Origin of the sequence: Rhodopirellula halodulae (assembly GCF_020966775.1) — a bacterium.
In the GTDB taxonomy this organism is placed as follows: domain Bacteria; phylum Planctomycetota; class Planctomycetia; order Pirellulales; family Pirellulaceae; genus Rhodopirellula; species Rhodopirellula halodulae.
On the sequence record NZ_JAJKFV010000030.1, the window covers coordinates 270,337 to 292,554 of the forward strand.

Sequence of the window (22,218 nt, forward strand, 5' to 3'; positions counted from 1 at the left end):
CGACATCATTTCGATGCCGCAAAGAACCATCGCAGTGGGCTTTTGAGCGGTCTGGATTGCTCAGTACAGACCTGCGCCGCCAGCGACCACTGATGCGGCAGATGATGCAACACACGAAATCGAGCGTGAATCTCGCTCGCGCTGGTCCGAACACGAGTTTCTGGGGGCGATCGGCGCATAAAAAAACCGACAGGCTGGATCCATCGATCCGACCTGCCGGTCCAATTCGGTCACAGTCACTCGGCGGCAAAAGTGAAGCCGCTGGGAGAAACGCGTGGATCTCGACGTGCTACTGCACAAGTCTTTGAGTGATCCAGGCGAACCCGAAAAAATGATCCCTCTGCCGGTGTTATGTGACTGCACCTAACAGATCTCACAAGATCTGCTGCGTGCATTTTAGGCTCAGTGGCCCATGCAGCAAGGTTGATCGACCAATTCCTCGCCGGATCTGATGCGAATCTTCCAAATTGTGAGGTTCACGCCAACCAAAATGGCTTCCCCAGCGGCGACGGTCACCTTTTCACTACCGAATCAAAAATTCGCGAAAACCGTCAACCAATTGTTCGCTGCGGCCCATCACCGTTCGGGCCAGCAAGAACAGCATGGTCACGGCGACGAACAATGCTCCCCATCCGCGACGTGGCGACGGGGCGGCGACTCCGCGGACTTGGACGCGCAACTGTCCCATCAAATGTGTCCAGAAACTGAGCGGCAGCATGGGTTCAAACGCCAGCACGCTGACGCTGTCCATTCCCTCGTGACCTTCGATCCGCAGGTGAGCGTTCATTTGTGGCAAGTGAACCTGTGCGTTCTTTTCGTCGCCAACGGTGGCGGAGTCGATCGCTTGTGCGGCACGTAGCAGGGCGGGATAGAGCTCCGTTCGCGTGCGACCGTACACCACCAATCGCGGTTCTCGCGTCAGCACAATCAGCCCGCACACCAAGACGTACAACAGCAGCAGAGGCAGCCAAACGTAAGGTCCCAAATAGATCGCCGAGGAGTTTGGGAAGAACAACTGCATCGGCCCAATGGCGACCATGCCCGAGACGGCAAAGAACACCGCCGCCAAGTCGCGGCCTCCGGTGGTGATCAACACGCGACCGGAGACTCGCACGAGAGCCAGCAACAACAGATAACCGATCAACGGCAAGAACGCGATCGTCAAGATAAACGGATCGATCATGACGCTGCTCCCTCACGACCGTTGCTGTCCGATGAGCCGTCATTGCCCGAGCCCGCTTGTGCGGAATCGGAGGCCGTCGGCTCCGTCGCGTCGCTCTCGGATCGCTTCTTCGTAGCCTTGACCGCATGTTTGTCGGGAACGGGTGTGGTGCCGACCAGAGCCAAAATGGTTTGTCCGGCGGCGGGCACCAGCGGCGCATCCACCGTGTTGATGTTCAACGCGCCTTCGGATGTGATGGCACACAGGACCGTTGGGACTTCGCCATACTTGTCTTGAAAATCGGCAAACGTGAAGGACTCGGTCAGCTTGGTCGTCTTCAGAGTGGCTCCCGCGGCGTGCATTTCTGACAACCGAGTGAACGTCAGTCCTTCGCCAAACAATTCGCGTCCCATCAAGTTCTTAGTCAACCCGCGACGCCCCGCCATGTTTTTGCTTTTGAACGTCAACTGATACAGCCGTGACGAATCAAACATCGTTCGGCATTCGCGAAGTGCCAATGAGTTGACTTCGTCATTGGGCGTCATGGCAAGCAACCGACCAATGCCCGACAGATCCAAATCTTCGCGAGCGTGCTCGTTCAAGATGTTTGCACACTCGGCTCTCAATCCGGCCATGCGAGCCTGGCTGACTTTGTTGTAGTTCGTATCGACCAGCAACACGGGGAAACCGGCTTCTTTCAACTCGTGAGCGAAGTCACGGACCCAGATATCAGCGCCAGCGATCAGAACACCGCGAGACGATTCGTCTGCGAGTTTCAGCAGTCGTGCCAGTGGCGCGGCGGCGATCCCGTACACAGCCACCGTGCCGATGATCACCAAGAACGTCACCGTCGCGAGTTGGTCTGCACCGGGGATGTTGAGGTCCGTGCGGCTTTCCATTGACAACGCAAACACGCTGCTGACCGCGGCCGCCACGATCCCGCGAGGAGCCAAACCGGCGATGAAGGTTTGTTCGCGATAGTTCAGCGGGCTCCGGAGCAACGAGATGTAAACGGAAAGCGGTCGGACAATGAAGATCAACGCGAGAATCAAGCCGATTCCGGGCATGCCGATCGTTGCCAGATCGCTCAGTTGAACTCGCGACCCCAGCACGATGAACAAGCAGCCGATCAGCAGCGTTCGTAAGTTCTCTTTGAGCTCGATGATGTGTTCGACGTCAAAGTGCTTTTGATTGGTCAGCCAAATGCCGAGAACGGTAACCACGATCAAACCGGATTCGTGAGCCACCATGTTGGCAAGCGCGAACAACAACAACGCCAATGAGAGGGCAGCCACGCCATGCAGGTGATCCGGCACCCAATAACGTCGCAGAGCTTGGGTCAGCAAGGCTCCGCCCAGGACACCCAATCCGACACCGATGGCGGTTGTGATCAACAATGATTTCAGGGCACCGGCCAGGTGAGGTGTCGATTGAGCCAACACCAACTCTTCGTACACCAACACCGCCAAGACCGCACCAATCGGGTCGATGACGATGCCTTCCCACTTAAGCGTCGACGCGACACGGCGGCTGGGTTTGACTTGCCGGAGCAAGGGGCCGATCACCGTCGGACCGGTCACCACCAAGATCGCTCCGAGAAGGAAGCTTAAATGCCAAACGAATCCAAGAATGAAATGGATGGCAAGCGTGTTCCCGATGAACGCTAGCAGTGCCCCGACGGTGCACAATCGCAGGGATGAGGACCCTGATTCGCGAAGCTCGCTCAGCTTCAGCGTCAGCCCGCCTTCGAACATGATGATCGCGACGGAAAGCGACACCAAAGGGAACAGGATATTGGGGCCGGCGGTTTCATCACCGCCCGTGAGTTGAGCCAACAGAGAATCCGGCTGCACCACAAAATGGCCCAGGCAGACACCAAACAACAGGAGCAACAGAATGCTGGGCAGTTTGGTACGCCACGCCAACCATTGGGCCGTCACACCAAGTGCGGGGACCAGGGCGAGATACAGCAAAAAATCCATGTGGCGGACGCGTCGACGAGTCAGAATCGGGATCAGGGACCGCCCACAGGATATCTGCCGCGAACCCAACGCGACAGCATAGGAGCCCGTCGATTCATTCGTCCCGGTTTATCCCGTGATGTGCAAACGTCCGCCGCCGTTGATCGACTTCGTTCAGAAAGAAGGCGTTGTCACGATCGGCTGGTCTTGAAACAGCTTGATCGATGGCAACGTGATTCCGCGTTTGCCGGCTTCGTATTTCAAAGCTCGCTCAAAGAACGGGAACGGGTAATGCTGATTTCGCCGGATCGCGTAACGCTCGACCGCAACGACCAAACGCAGGTCCAGTTTTCGGTCGTCGACCTTTTGAACGATGTTTCGCAGGTAGTCTTGCTGTGGCTGAGTCGTCGCGTGCAAACGGTTGACGAGTCGTTCGTAGAGACGAGCGGTGCTGTCTCCCTGACCGGACAGGTTGTTTGACGGAATGATCTGAGCTTGCGCGGCGGAAGCCGTCAGCAGACTGAGGCTGAACGTGGCGATTCCGACGGCGAGAGCGTTACGAAGCTGTCCCAACATGAGGCGACCAATTTTCGCGAAAGGTGTGATGGCAATTCGTTCCGTTGGGCTAGCAAAGATCTTCGGCCGGTCGCAACTTCAACTCGGAAGATTTTGTTCCACCGTTCGAAGTTGCATGGACACCCATTTGCCACTGGGCAATTCACGTTTGCCGATTTCGACGAAGTGTTGTCGCTCGTGAAACTGAAGCGACGGCACGTTGGCTGGTTCGCAATCGATCTCGGCCGCGATTTGCAATGCTCCCGTGTCGGTCGCTTCACGGTACAAACGTTCGTACAGGGAAGAGGCGACACCAAGTCCTCGCGCGCTCGCCGAGACCACCACTCGATCAACGTACAGAAAATGTCGTAGCCTCTGACTGAACCAACAGTAGTTCCCATTGTCATAGTCGACGCCTTCGGGCATCGCTAGCAGAAAGCCCACCACCGTTTGATGGTGCTCCGCCACCAAACAGAGACTGCAAAGCCGCTTGAGAACACGCAGGCGGTCAACGTCCATCGGACTGGTGAAAGCCACCGCGTCCGCGTTGAGCTGAACAACCATCTCGGAATCGCGAGTTTGCATCGCGCGAACAGTGAGGCTCAAGCGAAGCTCCAGGTTGGTGACGGTGTGAAAGTGAGCGGACAGGTTCGACGGGCCGGCGGAAGCTGAGGGCCAATCGAGCGAGTCATCACATCATCCGTACCGAAGGTGAAACTGTACAGGCTCCACTGGTCATCAGGTATGAATTCGCGTTCGCGTCAAACGAACGTCGACGTTTATCAAGCGTTGCGTGCGATGGTCTTGCACCAACAACCGGACCCAGCCACCTCGCCCTGAGTATCGCTGCAGAGCGTCGTCCAAATTCAAACGTCCGCCGGGACGATCACCGACTTGGTGCCCATTGACCGTCAGCAAACGATCGCCGGGTTCCAAACCAGCCCGCGCGGCCGGTGTCGATGCATGGACCTCGGTCAGCAACAGTCCGCGGTCGCCGTATTTACCGAAGACTCCGAGATACCAAATGCCAGGCGGATGGCGTTCACCGGGATGTGGCTCGACAAACAGCGGTGCCGCATCAACGGTTTTGTCGGGATCGCCATCAGCGACCTGAGCACCGTCATTCGTCGCACCATCCTTCACTGGTCCATTCTGAGTCGGTGGACCATTGCTCGGGGCATCCACATTTTTCGGCGGCAGATAAGTGGTGGCTGGCAAGAGCAGCAAGGCCAATGAAACGGACCAAAACCAAGAGAAGGAACCCATTTGTCGACCCTTTCCAAAAGAAGACCCGATCCAACAACACGTCCCAAAGCGAAACCCGACACACCAACGTCGCGTCTTCGCCGATTCAACTCTTCACCGATTCAATATTGTTCGGCTTGTCCACACCACAGGCAAGCGTGCCTCCAAACGGTACTGACTAGGCAACTTAAATTACAGCAAGGGAGTAATCACCACGAATGGATCCAAGGTAAGTATCCGACTCTGGATTTCGTGCCCGCCACTCAACCAAGTCAATTTGGATGGCACATCAGGCAAGACGAATCGTACCGAGCGTTGAGATGAGTCAACCAACTCAAAGTCATGGACTCGATAATATTGCGACGGATCACCGTTATCACCATCGGTAAGAAAATCGATGTATCGGAGAGCATTCAAATTGACACCTGAAACCGTGACCGTTTGTCCCGCTTGAATTGCCGTGATGCCGGATGGAAGAGTCATGGACGAGACTGGCGACTGGACTGCAATCAGAATGGGTGGCATTGGAATTTCGTTGCTTTGGCCACCACGACCAGTCAATTGCGCCGACCCCTCCAACTGGGATGGATCGACATCGCGAAAACGAGGTGATGACAAATCAAGCTTTATGGATCTTTGTTGAACGTCCTCCTGGGTCAACTCGATCATAAGTTGCCCCAATCGCAATCGATCTCCGACTTCCACCCCGTCGAAGTAGAAGGCGTCCGTCGATCTTCCAAGGTAGGGAACGATCTGTAGGTCCATTTCTGAACCCGCCAAACCCGGTCGGATCCAACCGGTTACCGCTTCGCGTGGTACTCGGAGTTCGTGGGTTGAGTCCGCAGGCACGTTGGAAGGACGTCTTAGATGGAGGCCATCGCCCATGGTCCATGTCGCAATGTCCTGTTGCCCGTATTTTCCAGGTTGACGACTGAAATAGATGTTGTCGCCGCTATTGATAAAGTCACCTGAGACGTTGATGACTTGACCGGCGTTGACGCTGGGACGGCTTGGGTCTGCCGGTGTGCCATGGTCGGCAGTCAGGTTGGAGATCGTCTCCACCAATGCGGGCGATTCAAAGAAGTCGAACGTGAATGCTCCCCAGTCCGATTCCAACCGCATTGGTCCTTTCGGAAGCTCGCTCAGGTTAAAAGCATTGAAACGCATGTTCGCTCGCGACCAAGACTGATCGCCCCAGTGCAGCGAGGTGTCTCGCAACTGCAGTAAGCCATTGGCTTGATCGCTCAAGAGGACTTCGAGTGTTTTGTCGAATGGAGCGATCTCATCGTCCGGTTGATTGAGCGACGCGCGGATGCCGTCGATCAGGGTTGGCGACAGCAGCCAATTTAGACTGGTGTCGCCTACCGGGCCAAACAACCAGAAATCGAAATTGGTGCGTGGCACATATGATTCGACGAGCACACCCTCCTCGACCTTGCCAATGACGTTTGGCGTTTTCGAGGGCACAGCACCGTTTAAGTTGTAAACGCGGCGATAGTACCAGGGGTCTCCTGGTTCGGCGTCATGATGGTCCGCTGCGGTGCGGTCCACCCACTGAATCAGTCTGAAATCTTCTGTTGCGGGCAACCCGGGATAAGTCAGATCACCGAGCAATGATGGTGGGTCGCCAATCCACCATGGCAAGATTGGAGGTGAGATTGCCGCCACGTCATTGCGTTCGAAACGAAGCACACCCTTGGTGACGCCCTCAGGCACTTGCAGTTCGATCGATCGCAGTTCATCTCGCTGGACATCCGGTCCAGGCTTGGAAGTTGCCGGTATGTCGTCGATGAACCAACGCATCGAACCGAGTTCGTTGCCGGCCAACAAAACGGTCGAACCCGCCTGACGCGAATCGCCTACCTGTGCAACGATCGTTGGGGCAATCTCCAAACGGAATGACCAATCACTCATTCGTCGAGTATTCGGTTCGCTTCCCCAAACGCGAAGCCGACCGGAGCGAGCGTTCAACGGCAAGTGGAAAGTGGCCCAGCCATCCGCATATTTGCCGGGCAAATCGATCACTCGTTCCGCAAGATTTCCATCGCTGTCCATCCACAATTGAAAGGACAAGTTGGCAGGTGCATCCTCCGAACCATTTCGACCATTGGGGGGACTCATCTGAAGCCGAACGAAGCTGCCGGCCAGCACGGTCCCTTCGTCAAGCTGGACGTAGTCGATCTGGCCGCCCACGCAAGGCTCGAATGAATCGACCGCTTCGATTTGCCATGATTCGCCGATCGGTTGTCGAAGTTGCGGCAGTTCCAGCTTCATTCGCCCGAAGTCATTTTCGATCACAATTTCTGATTGAACTCGCAGATTGGAGGCTGGCGAAAAACGCTCTTTCAACCGTGCGTTGATCATTCGCAGATGGCTGACCTCCATACCATCGACTGTCAAACGATAGGAATCACTGGTTCCGCTGATGATTATGTCACCGAGGCGGAGCGGAATCCGGTTCTCGGGTGGTATCGATGGCGAGGTGTTCCAACTGCCACTGCGATCAGGAAGACGAATTGAGGGGACATGTTGCAGTGGAAGGACCTGACCGGATTCTTGCAGCACTACTTTGACAACGGCGAGCTGCGATTCCGGGAAGATGTATTCGGCCCAGGTCCCGTCATCGCCAGTTCGATCCGGACGCAGAATGGAAGTCAGATCCGTTTCCCAGGGTTCCAAGCTCTCGGATATCCCGGAGTCATCGGGCTGCACTAGCAAAGTGGATCGCCACGAAAATCCTTCCCCTTCCAACCGAAAACGTTGGCCCGCATTGATTGAAGGTTGTGAAGGATCCGCCGGAGTTCCAAGTTCGGCTGTGACATCCAACCGCGACAGATCCGCCCGCGCGGTACGATTGTCGTCAACAAGACGGTCATAGCGAAACGAAGACAGTAACTGACGTGAGATCACGCTGCTGTCGTAAGGTGAAAGGTGATAAATCCAATCGCCGTTGATCAGCAATTTGTATGGGAAATCGAACTCGGGCTGTTCTGGCAACGCGGAATTCAGGTCGCCGGTTGGAACGGTTCCGATCGGCTCAAGCGTGTCGACGTCGAGGATCAAAGACACGCCAGTCCCCACCCAACTTTCCTCGCGGATGGCCAGCACCGATCCGGAGGGCGGCGTTTCGAGACCATCAAACAGTTCGATCTGACCTGCGATGGAATCCATCGGAATCACAATCAGGCTCTCAATCCAGTCACCCCCGGTTAATCCCAAATCATGAAACGGTGGCACATCGAAGACATCCGATAGTGACCGCGTCACCAACTGCTCGGCGGTTTCGAAATCAAACCGAACCAAGTTTGTCCCAGTGATCCCCAAGATCGACTTTCCCTCATCAATGGCGAACTCTTTGACGTGGGTTGGCAGCGACGCAAACCGTAGCGGTGCAATTTCGGAGACGCCATCAGAATTAGCGAACTGAACCGTTTGAAAGCCTGTGGTTGGCAGCGGAGCTCCCGAATAGAGAGGACTCCATGTTGCAACGTCCTCGCGGGTGATTGGAGTGGAATCAATTTCGTCTTCGCCCACGAATCGATACCGAAATGTCTCGAGTTCAGTGTCGATGCCGCCCAGGTGTTCATTTGACAGGCTCCATTTGCCCCTGCGGGCTACATCGGCGTCGAATTGGCTTACCGATGGAACCACACGAAGTGACGGTAATGCCTCCCGGTGGGGCTCGGTGACGGAGGATGTTGACCATGTCAACGGTCCGGTCACGATCTGGTCGTGCACCAACCACGAAATGATGCCAGTGCCAGGTTCAAGAAAGGCGTGTGACGATCGTCGTTCAACCACGAATGCGCCGCCGCGATGATAGCCTTGCGATACGATCAGGGGCGAACTTCTGGGGACATCGACTCGCACCCGAACGTATTGCCCTGGATTCACTGCGGGAACATCTGAGTCAAATGTCGATCCATGTTCCGGTCGCAAGGCCGACCATCCTTCCACGACCGACGCGGAGTATCGCGGATTGGGTTCCTGCCAATCGATTGTCATCGTGGTTTCCACCAACCGGGTGTTGCCGGCGATGTCCTCCAGATCGGCCTGCACCGACAAGATTGGTGGAGGCAGCTGATCGGGATTCGCGACGTTGATAGCGTTGATCGGAAACCGGAAACGAGTGCCGAAGGTGTTGGTGATTGTCTCCACCTCAGCCACTGTGTCGATGCGAAACGGTCCTGATACAAACTGGATGTCGAGTGATCGTAGGCTTTCCGGCGTGATCGAAGTTCCGTCCAGCACCGACACATCAATGTAACGAGCGGTTGGGGAAATCGTGCGTTCGACGAATAGTTGCGGTGCATCGCGGTCGCGAATGACGTCCAATTCACCGATGACCTGTCGATCCGACCACGTCGTGCCTGCAAATCCTTGGACGACCGTTAAGCGAGTCGGGAAAGTTGCACCGCCCGAGGATCTCACCAGGTAGGGCAAGTCATTGTCTGAGATTTCAAACTTGTTGTTCGTGACCCGAGACGAATGGACCAATCTGGATTGAAGCTGCCCATCGGTATCGATGCCGACGACGTGCAGGGTTCGCATCGATTCAGGAAGATCGGCCAGCCAACACACTGTGCCACGAAGGGCCAAATCGTTTGTGATCGAGTCGCGGTTGGTTCCTCCTCCCGTCGCCGAGTCATTGGCGAGTTCCAAAGGAGGCCGCACACCTGCATCCAACGCGTTGATGATCCGCAACGCATCTAAAGAAGTCAGGCGACCATCGACATGAACATCGCCGGCGGAACCGGGGGACACCACCACATCATCGTCTCCAATTTGGTTGATGATTTGGAGCGCGTCCAAGGCGGTGACGGTTTTGTCGCCACTGACATCCATCCTCCAATAGTCGGGGGCCGGTAAGCATGCGTCGGCCGCCAACAAACGCCGTGAATCCAATTGCTCGAAGCGCGGAGTTCTCGCTATTGAATTCTCATTTTTGTTCGTTCGTCTCTGTTGTCGATCTCGCATGGTCGCCAGTATGACACGCGGGACGCAAATCGCCGAACGGAAAACACATGAAAGTCGCGTTAGGTTCCACTGGGAACGCTATAGCCGAATAGTCAATTGAAACGGTCAATTGAGCGATGACGGATGAGAGACCGTTTGACGCAACATTGAGATCATTCGAGCGATGTTCAGTACATCCCGTTGTTGGGATCGTCGCGGGGGTCGCCGCACCAGCGGTTCATGGCTTCGAGCACTTCGTCTCGCTCGTGGGCGTTGGTCCACACCGAATCGTCGACGTCGAGTCGGATCTCGTAATAGCCTTCTCGCTGGCAGTCTTCTTCGCCGCAGAAGTGTGGCAGGTCCGCGATCCAGACGATCCGGTACAGCGGCACGTGTTTGTCGTCGACTTTGACGATCGGCGATGCCATGAGAGAATTCCTTGGGCGGTGTGAAAGAAAAAACGAGCTGCCAAGCGTTTGCAAGTTGCAGCGTGTGATCGCTCTTTGTCTCAGTTGAAGGAGTCTTTCGTCAAGCCAGTTCTCGACTGCGATTCGCCGACGCCTGCACGGCTTGGATCATCGCCCCGCGAACGGCGTTCCTTTCCAGCGTGCTCATGGCCGCGATGGTCGTGCCGCCGGGACTGCACACATTGTCTTTCAAAACGCCGGGATGTTCGCCCGTTTCGCGAACCATTTTGGCTGCGCCGAGCACCGTTTGCGTGGCCAATTGCAAAGCGGTGGCCCGTGGCAATCCGGCGGCGACGCCTCCATCAGCTAACGCCTCAATGATCAGAAAAACGTAGGCCGGGCCGGACCCGCTGACGCCGGTAACGGCATTCATTTGTGGCTCGGTGACTTGTGCGGCGATGCCGACGCTTTCCAGCATGGTCTTGACCAGCTCAATGTCGTCGTCATCGACGCCGTCCGCGGCACAGAAGCCGCTGGCACCCTCGCCGACCAAGCTGGGAGTGTTGGGCATCACTCGAACGACTCGGCGATGGCCGGCCTGCTCGGTCAACGAATCGAGACCAATTCCGGCGGCGATCGAGATGATCAGGCGATCGTTCCAGTCGGCCGAGTTGCCTTGCTCGTCTTGGACAGTCATGACCTCGGCGATGATGTGCGGCTTCACCGCCAACATCACCACCTTCGCAGACGCAACGGCCGCAACGGTGTCGGTCGTGGTTGTGCATCCTGGATGATTCTCGGTCCACCAAGTTCCCGTCGACGCGGTTTTGTGAACGACCGTCAACTCTTCGGCGTCCAGGCAACCGCTTTCGAGCATTCCGCCGACCAAGGCGCGAGCCATTTGTCCGCCGCCGATGACCGTCAATCCAGTGAGTTTCATTTCCAAAGTGACTTTTGAAGAAAGAGGTGAGAGCGACTCGGAAGGATGTCGTGCTTGTGCGAGAGGAGTGACTGCGACGCAAGAAGGCATCGCACTTCGCAAAGCAACGATCGCGGAAGGGCGAGCGGTTCGATGCACTCGCCTGGTGCACCGAATCAGAACATTCCGGGGGTGCGTTTTTCGACGTTCGAGAGCAACTGCATCAATGCCACTCGCAATTGTTTGACCCGCAGCGGCAGCGGCAACAAGACTCGGTTGGGGCCGCGTCGAGCCCGGCTGATGATGTGGCCTTGGCGCTGGTCCACCAGCAAGATGGCGGGAATCTCGGCGGTCTGTTCGTCGCTGACAAATTGGTTGTACGCTTCGAGTGCTTGGTTGCCCAGTTCGGCTGCACCGAAGATCACGCAATCTGCCGGACGTTCGATGGCGTCTTCGAAACGTGCCAACGCGCGACGCGGGTCTGCGATGATCAACACGCGATAGCCGCGAGCCTTCAAACGTTCGCGAACGGCGTTTTGTAAATTGGCTTTGGATTCCACCAACATCACCACGTAGCCTTCGCCTTCGTTGGTCACGACATGATCGTCACCCACATCCGCTGCATTGACGGTGCCACTGGTGTCGTGAATTTGTCGTTCCGTCGGGCCACGTTTCAACGTTTCCAACACGCGTTCGACTTCGATGCGCAGAGCCGATGCGGACTGAATGCGTTTCTCCGGATCGAACGCCAGGATCTTCATCAGCAGTTGATTGACGATGCCCGGGATGTCAGGAACGTACTCCGAGATCGGTTTGATCTCCTGGAACCGAGTCACATTCAACCGAGCCAAGCGGTCACGTGTTTCAGACAATGCCGGTGTGCCCGCCAACATGTGATAAAGCATGTTGCCGGTGAAGAAGATATCGCTGCGAGGGTCATCCTTGCGAACATTGGTACCGCGTTCGAGCGCCGCGTAGTCGATGGCCCGTGCATTGGGACAATCGGCGACTTGTTCGGGGTTGTTCCGGTCGGCCAATGCGGCCAAACCAAAGTCAACCAGTTTGGCCGTTCCGGTCGACGAGATCAGCACGTTCGATAGCTTCAAGTCACGGTGGGAAATCCCCAAACCGGCGGCGTAGGCCAAACCAGCGGCGACTTCCATCGTCAGTTTCAACGAAAGTTCGACCGGAAGCTTTTCTCGAATGCGAACGAGTTCCCGGAGCGTTTGCCCTTCGACGAATTCCATGACGAGGAACGGGTTCCGTACATCCGGCACGACATCCAAAATCCGGACGATGTTGGGGTGTTTGAGTTTGAGCCCCATCCGTCCCTCGCGGAGGAACTGTTCCATCTCTTTGGGTTCGTCGCGGAAACGTTTTCGCAGGACTTTCACCGCGAAAACTTCGTCGCCTTTTTGAGCGCGATAAACTCGAGCGAACGTACCGGCACCGATCAGATACTGGACTTTGTATTCGCCATAGAAGTAGCCGCCTTTGTCACCTCGCGTCAGCTTCTCGCATTGCAACGTCGTCAGGATGCCGTGACGCTGCAACAGTTCCACAACGTCCTTGAGTTGACGTTCCTCGGCACCCAGTTCCGACAGCGCGCGATCGACCGACCGGCGATCAGTCAGCCCGACCGCGATGGCACGTTGAATGAACTCTTCGGGACTCGCCACACTCATGGGGTGGAATTCGCTGGCGTTTGGCGTTCGTATTCATGCAGACGCACGCCCACTTCCCTGAGCGCGGCCAAGTCATCGTTCCAGTCCGCGTTCTTCATCTGTTGCGGCGACAGATACACGTTCAGGTACGGTGCGAAGCGTCGATCGCTCGCGGCGTCCGCACGACACATCTCGACCAATGGCTTCAGATTGGCGACCGGATTGCCCGGCATGATCAGCATGTCCAAATCGTCCAGCGACGTCAGAGGCTGCAACGACGTGATCTTGTTGTCGGAGATTTCCAAAGTGGTCAGCCATCCCAGTTTCGATACGGGATCAAGACTGGTGAGCTGATTCCCAGCGGCGTCCAACGACCAAATCTTGTTCAGGTCCGCGATCGGATCGAGGCTGGTGAGCTGGTTGTCCGCAACATACAAAGTCCGCAGATTGGACATCTTCTTCAGCGGATCCAGACTGGTTAGCTGGTTGCCGGAAACGTCTAGCAACTGCATTGCTTGCAATTCGACCAACGGATCGAGGCTGGTGATTTTGTTGCCTGACAGCGTGACCGACTGCAGTCGTTTGAGTTGTGAGATCGGTGACAAGTCAGCGATCTGGTTGTCGGCTAAGTCGATCAGCATCAGGGCTTTGCAGTGCTGCAGACCTTCGAGCGACTGGATGCCTTTGCCAACACCGACCACGCGAGAGATTTTCTCGACGTCCTTTGCGGTGATCGGTTCGTCGTTGTGTCGTTTGGCGAAGACCTCGGATCGCACGGCGGCTTCGAGAGCCTTGTCGGGGAAGATCGATTTGACCGGTGGCTTCGGTTCGGGCTTCTTCTCTTCCTTCGCAGGTTCGTCTTTCTTTTCGGCCGCTTTTTTATCAGCTGGTTTCTTCTCGGCCGCTTTTTTGTCTTCGTCCTTCTTCGGAGCTGGCTTCTTTTCTGCTTTGTCTTGCTTGACGGCTTCTTTTGCGGGCTGCTTGTCGTCCGCGGGGGCCTCGGTTTTCTTTGGCTCGTCGTCGCTGAATGCCGAGACCGGCTTTGCGGTCAGCCCGAACAACAAGAAAACGCCAACGGCGAGAATCAGGGCTTTTTGCGAGCTATTCCAGACGTGATTCATGGGAAAACGCTGAACTGATCGGGGAATGAAGATTGAACGCACCGAAAGGCCCCATCATAGTCGGTCGGGGCTGGGATCGTCATGTCCTGTTCTTCACGTCCGCCTGATCCGCGTCAGAATTCGCTCAGTTGGTCGATGCAACCAGACTTTGAATCAGAATTGCCAGTGCGGCGCTGGTCATCGGAGCACTCATGCTGGGCGAATCCGAATTTTCGCGGGCGACCTGGACGGGTGCCAGTGGCATGTGCACAAACAGCGACTGAGTCCGCATGCTGAATGCCGCCGAGTAGTGGTGGCTGAGAAACAGTGCGGCGTTGCAAAGATACGTGCCCGCGTGGTGCGAGACCGCCGCTGGAATCCCCGCCTCGCGAATTTTTTGGGCCGAAACGGCGAGCGGCAGCTTGGACCGGTAGGCGGCCGGGGCGTCGCCGAGTATCTCCGTCCCGTCGGTTCGCAGGTTCAGTCCGACCGATTCCAACCGCATTTGGGTCGATCCGGGGGCCTGCCCGCAGTGAATCGCCAAATCGTATCCGCCTTGCAAATCCTTTCGCAAACGTTCGCTCATCATCCGCAAATCGACGGGATAGCGGCGAGTGACCAGTTCAACGGGCCCGTCGTACCAGTGCGTCAGTTCCATCAAGCTCATCCAGCTTGAGTTGTCCGGCCAGCGATCGTAGGGCTCGAAGGCCGTCAAAAGAACCTTGGTCACGAGGTGGTGTGTCCGGAGAAAGCGTTGGAAGCGAAGAACAATCGAGCGGGCAGGACAGGCTGAGACCGCAATTATAGTTCGCGAATTCGCACTCGGGAGAAGAAGGGCGGAGCTAGGAGCTAGGCGTTAACGCAGAAACGCCCCCGAATCAAGTTGACTCGAGGGCGTTCGGCGGTTCAGAGAGCTGCGTTCGTCAGGCCACCGGACATGGCCTGAAGCGATCACCAGTTGAAGTTCGCTCCGAGGTAGGCTCCGTGAAGAATCAGGCTGCTGTCGGCGTGCAGGGCACTGGCCGATGCACTCGAGCTGTAGTCACGCGAGTAGTTGTCGGCGATGGCCAAGCCGGTCGCACCGAGGACTCGGTAACCACCGCGGATCGTCCAGCAGTTGCTGACGCGGACACCGAGGCCCAAGTCGAATTCGCCCAAGGTCGACAGAACCGTGTCGGTTGTCTCGTAGTCGATCGCCAGACCTGGCATCGCTGCCAACTCGGCCGCGGTATCTTGCGTTCCCAAACGATGACGGAACTCAGCTTGGTTTCCGTAGAGACCGAACTTGCCGCCGACGTTGAAGTTCACACGGCTGCCCAAGCAGTAGATCAGTTGGCTGCCGAACTGGTAGCCGAACAAATCGTTCTCCGTCGAGGTCGTGTCGTAGATATCGTTCATCGTGTAGCCCGCACGGCCATCGACGTCGAAGGCATAGTCCACGCTGTCTTTGAACTGGAACCAACGCAAACCGTGGCTGGTCACGACTTGGACTTTGCCGTTGCAAGGACGAACGAGTGGTCCGGCGGCTCCGCCATAACCGAAACGAGGTCCGCATGGTTGGCATGCGGCAGGTGGGCAGGCACCCGTGTTGCAGCTGCCGTAGCCACCGTACTGAGCTCCGCCGTAACCGCCGACTCCGCCGTAGCCACCAAAGCCCATGAAGCTTTTCATCTTGTGACCGAAGCCGTGGCCGGTGCCGCAAGAAGCAGCCGAAGCTCGTTGAGCCCCCATCAAGCCGAAGCTAAACAGGTTGACTTCCAAGCCTTGGATGTCGACGTCGCGACGTGCACGGAACTGAGTGGCTTCCGCATAGGAGTTGGTACCAGCACCACCTGGAGCGGCGTTCGTATCACCGCCGTCCAGTGCCGATTGACCGGCACGTCCATCGATGATGTCGTAGATGCTGTAGTCAGCGCCACCGTTCAGGGCGTTGTATGTTCCGCCACCGTTGTCGTAGTTGTACGGCATTTGAGCGCCGTGGTACTGAGGCATGCCCGATGCACGCAGAGCACCACCACCGCCACCGTTGGCGATCGAGTCTTCCGCCGTGTAGACCGGCGAGTTGTACATCTCGGAATCTGGATCCCAGTTGAAGTACGTCACACCGAGCCCGTATTGGCCGCATCCGAGGTAACGACCGAAGCTGAGGCTGTAGCCAAGAGCACTGTCTGGTTCGATCGATCCGATGCCCATCAGTGGCAAGTAAGGACGGTTCGGATCAGCGGAGTCGTAGCGAGAAACGATGTTCCGGTCTTTGCCGTTGGTATCCATGTTGAAGAACAACAGGTCAAACGATCCGAACCATGGGAACAAAGGTGCGCGAACGGGAGCCGCTGCTGGCATGCCGCATGATTGGGCTGCGTAGGAGCTGCCTTCCCAAGGTTGCGAAGCCGCTTGCATGTAGGGGCTTGGCTGAGCACATGACTGGCAATCGCCCGATGCGGAACCGTACTCGACGGGAGCCGCGTGGTGCTCGACAGGTGCGGAGTGCTGGTGCACCGTGGAGTGCTGGTGGGTGCCCGAGTGTTGATGCACCGTTGCCGATGGAGCCGCGTAGCTTGGGGCCGGTTGTGCGGGAGCAACATGTTGTTGCGTGGGGGCCGCCAGCGATTCGCCGTACGAAGGGGCTGGGGTGGGGATGGATTCAGGCGGTGGCAATTGCGAATCGTATCCACCGGTCGAGGCGGGTTGGAACAATTGAGGCCCGTTGTTTGGGACTCCGAAGTTGTTCCACTTCGCGGGTGCCTGGTAGTTGTTGGCGGGTTGCTGATAGTTGCCGCCGCCGAACGTCTGCACGGACTGGGTCTGTGGCACGCCCAGTTGGCTGGTGGGGCCAACGTTGGGTTGAGCCGTGTTGGTGTAACCGTTGTAAGGTTGACCACCGTAAGGGTTCGGCCCGTATTGTGCCGAAGCGACCGTGCAAACACCCATGGAAAGGGTGGCTGCGACAGCTCGCAAGACGTTGAATTTCATCGCTGACTCCTTCTGCGTGCGCTAATGTGCTTCATTGCAACTGCCCTAGCCGAAATCGAGTCATCCATTGAGGCGACCGACCAAGATCGAAATGACAGTCAACGTTGGACCAGGTGTTGCCGGCCCAAAGGCTGGGAGGCACTCACGATGTGTCATGTCGATCTCAATCGGGTGAGCATCGTGCTCGGCACCCACTCGAATGTTCAATGCGGTGGACTTGAATTGAGAGTGTCGGGGCACCACGCCGATTGCTCGGCTTGGGAATCCTTCCGCAACTCGAATCGACCGTGGTGCACCTATTTCCACGTACCAATCCCTCAATTGGCGGCTAACTCACACCGGTTTCCATGAAGAATGGTTGCGATTGCCAGAAGCGGCACAAACGGAACGGTTTGCCAATCCGAACCGTTTTCGCCCAACGGTACCGGCGAGGGAGATTGAATTCACCAATCGGCAAACTGCCCGTTATCCGAACAGTGGTTGTGGGAGACGCGTCTTGCCGGTTTCAAACATGCAGCGGGGGTTTGCCTCGCGGCTTAAGTCCGCAATTTGCGAGTAGCCGTGCCGCCCATCGCGAGAAGTTGGGTCGACTTTCGGCAGAGGACAGAACCGCCGAACGTCGTTCCCTTGATCTCCTCGCCGTTCCGTTGCAGGATTGACGCTGCGGTTGTCCGCAGGCTTCGCTCGCCGCTCCGCTGCTTCCGATGTGATCCCATCGATCGCCCCTCTCTTTCTCCCACACGGATTCTCAAAATGGCTTCACCCACGCCTTCGAAGGCCAAAAACGTGCTGGGCACCGAATTGGAGGTATGCAGCACCGATCCGATGACCGGTTTCTATCGCGATGGCTGCTGCAACACAGGCGGCCAGGACGTCGGATTGCACGTGGTGTGTGCCGAGATGACCGAGGACTTTCTCGAATTCAGTCGCCGCCAAGGCAATGACTTGAGCACCCCCATGCCGATGTATGAATTCCCCGGTTTGAAACCAGGTGATCGGTGGTGTTTGTGTGCGGCACGTTGGAAAGAGGCTTTCGACGCGGGAATGGCACCCAAAGTCCACTTGGAGGCCACCCACATTTCGGCACTCGAGTTCGCCTCGCTGGACGAACTCCGCGAGTTCGCGTTGGACTGAGCCTGCGTTTGGGATCAGCCCATGCCTGAGTTCAGCCCGTGCAGCCGAGTATCAGGCTTTTTGGCCTTGAATGGTCAGGACCAGATTCCGCGACGAAGCACGATCGCGGTGTTCGCACAGGTAGATTCCCTGCCAAGTGCCCACGTTCAGTCGTCCGTTCTTGATCGGAACGCTGACGCTGCTTCCCATCATGGATGCTTTCACATGGGCGGGCATGTCATCGGGGCCCTCCAGCGTGTGCACATAGGCAAGTGATTCCGGAACGGCGTGATTCATGGCCGTTTCGAAGTCCACTCGCACATCGGGATCCGCGTTTTCGTTGATGGTCAGCGAAGCGCTGGTGTGCTGAATGAACACGTGAAGCAGTCCGATTTCGATCTCACGGAGCTCCGGCAAGGCCTCCAGGATCGGCCGTGTGACCAAGTGAAAACCACGTCGAGCGGCTGGCAAACTGATTTCACGCTGCATCCAGTACGACATTTGGGAAGCGACCAAGAGTTCGAGAAGAAATTTTTTTGAATTTTTTTTCGGGCTCGCGCGAGTGGTAACGTTTGTGCGTTTTCTGACTCACCCGACCCGGCGGGGGCGAATTTTGAACGAGAAACCGGTTTCATGGCAAGGCTGTCAAGCCCCTTCTCGAAACCTTCATCTAGGGATTAGGTTGGCGATCACCCCCTTGACGCCTTCATATTTCCCCAGCTTCCAAATCCATGGAGCAGATACCGGTAAAGTCACCCTGGTTGGCAAGCTCACTAATGACCGTTGTGGGCAGACGCGTAGAACCCTGGGAAGGGCAAGCCCCCTCCAGAATTTTCTTGACCCACGCATTCCGACACGAATAATCCCCTCGTGTGAAATGCTCCCGGCGAAAGGAATTGGTTGGGAGCGAGTGTTTAAAAGTTGAGTTGCGGACGCGCGGAGCGCTCCTGACTCCTTTGAAAGTAAATCGGAATAGTATGACTCATTGCAAAAACGTTTTCGAAGCGATCTTGCGTTACGGACACGATGAAGATTTCGTGCCTAACGAAGACGAAACGTTCACTGCGACGGATGCTCCTGCGGGCAGCCAAGAGAAGATCGAAGTCCTGCGTCGTCGTGTTGAGTTGGGCCAACCACTTTGGCACACCACCGACCGTATCGACTACAGCGGTTTGACTGGCGCGATCCGCCCTCGCGAGTAATCGGGAATGGCGATGTGTCTCGCGTGATCAACGCTGAGCTTTCCGCATCTCCCTCCCCCCACGCAACGAAACGACCCAGAAACCCCGGTCTCCCGCGACCGGGGTTTTTTATTTGTCGCTTCGCTTTTTCCCGGTCGCGTCTCCGAATGGGGAAGCGATTGCACGCGGATCCGTTAAACTCTCTCCATGCTGCCACCCAATCTTTCCACGCCGCCCGAATTGCTCGCCCCCGCCGGTAATTGGGACTGCGCTGATGCGGCAATCGAAAACGGTGCCGATGCGATCTATTTCGGCTTGGACCGCGGTTTCAACGCGCGACATCGAGCCGCGAATTTTGGGGTGAAGGACCTGCCATCGCTGATGGGCAAATTGCACCTTCGCGGGCTACGAGGCTATGTGACGCTGAACACGCTGGTTTTTCCCGAAGAACTCAGCGGTCTGATCGAGGTCATCGACGCGATCGCCAGTGCTGGCGTGGATGCAGTTCTGGTCCAAGACTTCGGTGTTGCTCGGATCGTGAAAGCGATTTGCCCGGACTTGGAAATTCATGCGTCGACGCAGATGAGCCTGACCAGTTCGGAAACGATCGCGGTGGCGGAGTCGTTGGGGCTTTCACGCGTCGTGGTGGCTCGTGAATTGTCGGTGTCCGAGATCAAGAAGATTCGATCCAAGACACAAATGCCATTGGAGGCGTTCATTCATGGTGCGCTATGTGTTGCGTACAGCGGCCAGTGTTTGACCAGCGAATCACTGGGCGGACGCAGCGCCAACCGCGGGCAGTGTGCACAGGCTTGCCGTCTGCCATACGAGCTGGTCTGCGACGGCGAAGACCGAGACCTGGGGGACGTTCGCTATCTGCTCAGCCCGCAAGACCTGGCCGGCTACGCCGCGATTCCGGACATGATCGATGCCGGCGTGAACAGCCTGAAGATCGAGGGCCGTCTGAAGACACCCGAGTACGTTGCCAACATTTGTGGTCATTATCGCCGAGCCATCGACCAAGCCGTCGCGGAAGGAACGGTCGATCTGGGAAACGAGGCGCGACACGAAATGGAGTTGTCGTTCTCGCGAGGCTTCACGCCCGGATGGTTGGAAGGCAACGACCACAAACGCTTGGTCCCCGGCATCCGATCTGCCAAACAAGGCATCGAGTTGGGCGAAGTGCGAGCGATTGGCAAGGATTCAATCTTGGTGGACGTTCAGTGCCGACTTGCTTTGGGCGATGGATTGGCGATCCAGTCCGCCGTGGATCCCAACAGCGGACGTGCCTTCGACAGCGGATTCGCCGATCATCACCAAGGTGGCCGAATCTACTCGCTGAACCTGGATCAACCGGAACGATCGAATCGTCGCCAATCCTCGCGTACGAATCAGTCGAACGAAAGGAATTCGAAACGCAAGTCACCGTCGCCTTGGGAGCGAGCACGTCAACGAACACAGATGGCTGCCGGATCGTCGGCCTCTGAATCGTCGGCTTCTGAATCGTCGCCTTCTGGATCGTCGCCCCCTGAATCCTTGGGTGCAAAACGATCTGATGTCGAACCGGGGCAAAGTGTTTGGATCGGATTCGGACGAGGCGAGCTAGATTTCTCTCGCATCGAAATCGGTGCCACCGTCTTTAAAAACGATGATCCGCAACTCAACAAACGGCTGGCCGCGACGTTTGGCGGCAAACCCAGACGGACGCGTGCGTTGGATTTGCACGTGGTTGCGAAAGTCGGCTCGCCGATCGAAGTCACTGGTACGTTAGAAAGCAGCGACCCATCCATCCGAGACCCATCCATCCGAGAAACGGTGGTTGGGGAAGACCCGCTGGACGTGGCTCGGAAGCACGCGATCACGGACGACGTTTTGACGGACAAATTGGGACGTTTGGGAGGCAGCCCGTTCCACTTGGGGAGGCTAACGTCTGAATTCGAGGGCAACCCCATGGTGCCGTTGGGTTTGCTCAACCAATTGCGTCGCGAATTGGTTGAACGCGTGGAAGACCAGTTGCACACACCGCCGCGACGCACAGTGCGAGTGTCCGCGGGAAAGGCTCTAATTGCACCGATTGCGAGCGACAACGCGGATGACCCAAGCTCATCGGCGGACACCGAAGGAGCGACCTTGTCCGTCTTGTGCCGCAACATGGAACAGGTGCATGCCGCGATTGCGATGCGAGCCAAACGTGTTTACGTGGATTTCCACGATCCTCGCGAACACAAACAAGCCATTTCGCTGTCGGAGCAGAATGAAACGGAGATTTGGATCGCTTCCATTCGGATGCAAAAACCGGGTGAGATGGGGCTGCTGAAACAACTGATCAAACAGGAACCGGCGGGAGTTCTCGCGAGGAATTTGGCCGCCATGAATGCCGGCTTGGACGCGGGGCTGCCAACCATCGCGGATTTTTCTTTGAATGTTGCCAACCATCGATCCGCGGAATGGTTGATCGACCAGGGCGTTCAGCGAGTCACGGCGTCGTACGATTTGAACGCGGATCAATTGGATCAATTGGTACGTTCGATGCCAGCGACTTGGTTGGAATTGGTGCTTCATCAACACATGCCGATGTTCCACATGGAGCATTGTGTGTTCTGCAGCGTGCTTTCGCCTGGCACGAACAAGACCAACTGCGGACGGCCTTGCGACACGCATGTTGTTCAGTTGCGGGATCGTGTTGGCAAGTTGCATGAATTGCAAGCCGACATCGCTTGCCGAAACACTCTGTTCAATGCGACGCCGCAAAGCGGAGCCGATATCACGCGAGACATGATAGGGCACGGCGTTCGTTCGTTCCGCGTTGAACTGCTGACCGAAAAGCAAGCGGACGCCGAGAAGGTCTTGCAGTTGTATCAGCAACTGTTGGCTGGCGAGATCGAGGGTCGCGATGTGTGGCAAAACTTGGCCGCCGAAAACCGAGTCGGTGTGACTCGCGGAACGTTGGAAGCTAAGCGAAACCCGCTGGCGATTCTGTAA

The 22,218-nt window shown here is 56.8% G+C and carries 16 protein-coding genes; 3 read left to right on the forward strand and 13 right to left on the reverse strand.

Annotation, left to right across the window (positions count from 1 at the left end):
• Positions 1-523 precede the first annotated feature (523 nt).
• The 12 genes from LOC70_RS23010 to LOC70_RS23065 form a co-directional block, all read right to left on the reverse strand.
• Positions 524-1,183 carry a hypothetical protein gene (locus LOC70_RS23010; RefSeq protein WP_230256402.1) on the reverse strand — a complete coding sequence of 220 codons (660 nt, stop codon included), beginning with the start codon at positions 1,181-1,183 and terminating at the stop codon, positions 524-526.
• Positions 1,180-3,144 (reverse strand): cation:proton antiporter, encoded by a 1,965-nt coding sequence (locus LOC70_RS23015; RefSeq protein WP_230256403.1) that lies wholly within the window; start codon positions 3,142-3,144, stop codon positions 1,180-1,182. Before LOC70_RS23015 ends, LOC70_RS23010 begins: the two co-directional genes overlap by 4 nt.
• 153 nt (positions 3,145-3,297) lie before the next feature.
• Entirely contained in the window at positions 3,298-3,699 is a 402-nt protein-coding gene (locus tag LOC70_RS23020; RefSeq protein ID WP_230256404.1) for a hypothetical protein, read from the reverse strand.
• 78 nt (positions 3,700-3,777) lie between these two features.
• Entirely contained in the window at positions 3,778-4,284 is a 507-nt protein-coding gene (locus tag LOC70_RS23025) for a GNAT family N-acetyltransferase (RefSeq protein WP_230256405.1), read from the reverse strand.
• 132 nt (positions 4,285-4,416) lie between these two features.
• On the reverse strand, positions 4,417-4,944 hold the full coding sequence (locus LOC70_RS23030; protein WP_230256406.1) for a PDZ domain-containing protein: 528 nt from the start codon (positions 4,942-4,944) through the stop codon (positions 4,417-4,419).
• 171 nt (positions 4,945-5,115) lie between these two features.
• Entirely contained in the window at positions 5,116-9,810 is a 4,695-nt protein-coding gene (locus tag LOC70_RS23035; RefSeq protein ID WP_230256407.1) for a dockerin type I domain-containing protein, read from the reverse strand.
• A 257-nt stretch (positions 9,811-10,067) separates the two neighbouring features.
• Entirely contained in the window at positions 10,068-10,307 is a 240-nt protein-coding gene (locus tag LOC70_RS23040) for a hypothetical protein (RefSeq protein ID WP_230256408.1), read from the reverse strand.
• 100 nt (positions 10,308-10,407) lie between these two features.
• Complete coding sequence (gene proC / locus LOC70_RS23045) at positions 10,408-11,226, reverse strand: pyrroline-5-carboxylate reductase (protein ID WP_230256409.1); 819 nt, start codon at positions 11,224-11,226, stop codon at positions 10,408-10,410.
• A gap of 155 nt (positions 11,227-11,381) precedes the next feature.
• On the reverse strand, positions 11,382-12,890 hold the full coding sequence (locus LOC70_RS23050) for a serine/threonine-protein kinase (protein WP_230256410.1): 1,509 nt from the start codon (positions 12,888-12,890) through the stop codon (positions 11,382-11,384).
• Positions 12,887-13,990: a leucine-rich repeat domain-containing protein gene (locus LOC70_RS23055; RefSeq protein WP_230256411.1), complete on the reverse strand. Its 1,104-nt coding sequence runs from the start codon at positions 13,988-13,990 to the stop codon at positions 12,887-12,889. Before LOC70_RS23055 ends, LOC70_RS23050 begins: the two co-directional genes overlap by 4 nt.
• A 124-nt stretch (positions 13,991-14,114) precedes the next feature.
• Complete coding sequence (locus LOC70_RS23060) at positions 14,115-14,699, reverse strand: pyroglutamyl-peptidase I (RefSeq protein WP_230256412.1); 585 nt, start codon at positions 14,697-14,699, stop codon at positions 14,115-14,117.
• 221 nt (positions 14,700-14,920) lie between these two features.
• Complete coding sequence (locus LOC70_RS23065; RefSeq protein ID WP_230256413.1) at positions 14,921-16,942, reverse strand: hypothetical protein; 2,022 nt, start codon at positions 16,940-16,942, stop codon at positions 14,921-14,923.
• A gap of 753 nt (positions 16,943-17,695) precedes the next feature.
• Between LOC70_RS23065 and LOC70_RS23070 the strand changes: the two genes are divergently transcribed.
• On the forward strand, positions 17,696-18,076 hold the full coding sequence (locus tag LOC70_RS23070) for a DUF2237 family protein (protein ID WP_230256414.1): 381 nt from the start codon (positions 17,696-17,698) through the stop codon (positions 18,074-18,076).
• A gap of 51 nt (positions 18,077-18,127) precedes the next feature.
• Here the strand turns inward: LOC70_RS23070 and LOC70_RS23075 are convergent, their stop codons facing one another.
• Entirely contained in the window at positions 18,128-18,556 is a 429-nt protein-coding gene (locus LOC70_RS23075) for a secondary thiamine-phosphate synthase enzyme YjbQ (protein ID WP_230256415.1), read from the reverse strand.
• 476 nt (positions 18,557-19,032) lie between these two features.
• Here LOC70_RS23075 and LOC70_RS23080 point away from each other — a divergent pair, with 476 nt between their 5' ends.
• A complete protein-coding gene (locus LOC70_RS23080; protein WP_230256416.1) occupies positions 19,033-19,257 on the forward strand; it encodes a hypothetical protein in 225 nt (74 codons plus the stop codon).
• A gap of 186 nt (positions 19,258-19,443) precedes the next feature.
• Entirely contained in the window at positions 19,444-22,218 is a 2,775-nt protein-coding gene (locus LOC70_RS23085; protein WP_230256417.1) for a U32 family peptidase, read from the forward strand.

Coding starts and splice junctions, on each gene's coding strand:
- LOC70_RS23040 (WP_230256408.1), bottom strand. CDS start 10,307: ATGGCATCGCCGATCGTCAAAGTCGACGACAAACACGTGCCGCTGTAC.
- proC (WP_230256409.1), bottom strand. CDS start 11,226: ATGAAACTCACTGGATTGACGGTCATCGGCGGCGGACAAATGGCTCGC.
- LOC70_RS23070 (WP_230256414.1), top strand. CDS start 17,696: ATGGCTTCACCCACGCCTTCGAAGGCCAAAAACGTGCTGGGCACCGAA.
- LOC70_RS23050 (WP_230256410.1), bottom strand. CDS start 12,890: ATGAGTGTGGCGAGTCCCGAAGAGTTCATTCAACGTGCCATCGCGGTC.
- LOC70_RS23015 (WP_230256403.1), bottom strand. CDS start 3,144: ATGGATTTTTTGCTGTATCTCGCCCTGGTCCCCGCACTTGGTGTGACG.
- LOC70_RS23080 (WP_230256416.1), top strand. CDS start 19,033: ATGACTCATTGCAAAAACGTTTTCGAAGCGATCTTGCGTTACGGACAC.
- LOC70_RS23030 (WP_230256406.1), bottom strand. CDS start 4,944: ATGGGTTCCTTCTCTTGGTTTTGGTCCGTTTCATTGGCCTTGCTGCTC.
- LOC70_RS23055 (WP_230256411.1), bottom strand. CDS start 13,990: ATGAATCACGTCTGGAATAGCTCGCAAAAAGCCCTGATTCTCGCCGTT.
- LOC70_RS23020 (WP_230256404.1), bottom strand. CDS start 3,699: ATGTTGGGACAGCTTCGTAACGCTCTCGCCGTCGGAATCGCCACGTTC.
- LOC70_RS23065 (WP_230256413.1), bottom strand. CDS start 16,942: ATGAAATTCAACGTCTTGCGAGCTGTCGCAGCCACCCTTTCCATGGGT.
- LOC70_RS23085 (WP_230256417.1), top strand. CDS start 19,444: ATGCTGCCACCCAATCTTTCCACGCCGCCCGAATTGCTCGCCCCCGCC.
- LOC70_RS23075 (WP_230256415.1), bottom strand. CDS start 18,556: ATGTCGTACTGGATGCAGCGTGAAATCAGTTTGCCAGCCGCTCGACGT.
- LOC70_RS23010 (WP_230256402.1), bottom strand. CDS start 1,183: ATGATCGATCCGTTTATCTTGACGATCGCGTTCTTGCCGTTGATCGGT.